Raw genomic sequence first — 1,534 nt, forward strand, 5'->3', positions numbered from 1 at the left:
ACGGTGTGCAGAGTTTGAGCGTCGGCGGTATCAGCGTGGTTGCCGGCGGTGTAGCGGCAGGGTTCCCGCAAAGCGTCACCACCGCCCTGGGCAACACCCTGACGATCACCGGCTACAACGCCGGCACCGGGGTCGTCAGTTACAGCTACACCCTCAATGGCAACGATGCCCATCCGAGCGCCAATGGCGCCAACAGCCTCAGCGAACACTTCAACGTAGTGGTCAGCGATGTGGATGGCAGCAGCGCCAGCGGCTCTCTGGACGTCAACGTGGTGGATGATTTGCCCACGGCGGTCAACGACAGCAACCCCGGCACGGCCTCGGAAAGCCTGTTGACCCTGACCGGTAACGTATTGACCAACGATGTACAAGGCGCGGACCGGGTGGTTTCCGGCCCAGTCACGGCGGGTACGTTCACCGGCACCTATGGCACTCTGGTGCTCAACGCCAACGGTTCCTATACCTATACGCTGAACACCTCGGATGCCGACTTCAAAGCCTTGCATGGCAATGGCAACGGCACAGAAACCTTCGCCTACACGCTCACCGATTCCGATGGCGACCCGAGCACGGCGAATCTGGTGCTGCAGATCCACAACAATGACGACTCGGTGACCTTGAACGGTCTGGACGTCAACGGTGGCGAACTCACCGTCTACGAGAAAAACCTGACCACCGGCAGCAGTCCGGATACCCCGGCCTTGACCCAGAGCGGCACGTTTACCGTGACGGCGCTGGATGGCGTGCAAACCCTGACCGTGGGCGGCATCAATGTGGTCAGCGGCGGCGTGGCGGCCGGCTTTCCGCAATCGGTGACGACCGCTCTGGGCAATACCCTGACCATCACCGGCTACAACGCCGGCACCGGAGTCATCAGCTACAGCTACACCCTCAACGGCAACGATGCTCATCCGACGGCCAATGGCGCCAACAGCCTCAGCGAGCACTTCAATGTGGTGGCCACCGATGTGGATGGCAGCAACGCCAGCGGCTCCCTGGACGTCAACGTGGTGGACGATCTGCCCACCGCAGTCAATGACAGCAACCCGGGCACCGCCTCGGAAAGCCAATTGACCCTGACCGGCAATGTGCTGACCAATGATGTCCAGGGCGCTGATCGGGTGGCTTCCGGTCCCATTACCGGCGGTACCTTCACTGGCACCTACGGCACCCTGGTGCTGGCGGCGGACGGCAGTTACACCTATAGCGTGCACACCAGCGATCCGGCTTTCCTGGCGCTCAAGGGCGGGGGCAGTGGCAGCGAAACCTTCACCTACACCCTGACCGACGCCGATGGCGACCCCAGCACAGCGAATCTGGTGCTGCAGGTGCACAACAACGATGACCCGGTGACCTTGAATGGTCTGGAGGTCAACGGTGGCGAGCTCACCGTCTACGAAAAGAACCTGACCACTGGCAGCAGCCCGGATACTCCGGCCCTGACCCAGAGCGGCACTTTCACCGTGACTGCCCTGGACGGTGTGCAGAGTTTGAGCGTCGGCGGTATCAGCGTGGTTGCCGGCGGTGTAGCGGC

Annotated in this window: 1 protein-coding gene; it reads left to right on the top strand. The window is 62.3% G+C overall.

Annotated elements, in window-relative coordinates; genetic code table 11:
* A partial coding sequence (locus tag BLX41_RS02475; RefSeq protein WP_221179185.1) for a VCBS domain-containing protein occupies positions 1-1,534 on the top strand: 1,534 nt, incomplete at both ends.

This window comes from Pseudomonas protegens (assembly GCF_003732485.1).
In the GTDB taxonomy this organism is placed as follows: Bacteria; Pseudomonadota; Gammaproteobacteria; order Pseudomonadales; family Pseudomonadaceae; genus Aquipseudomonas; species Aquipseudomonas protegens_B.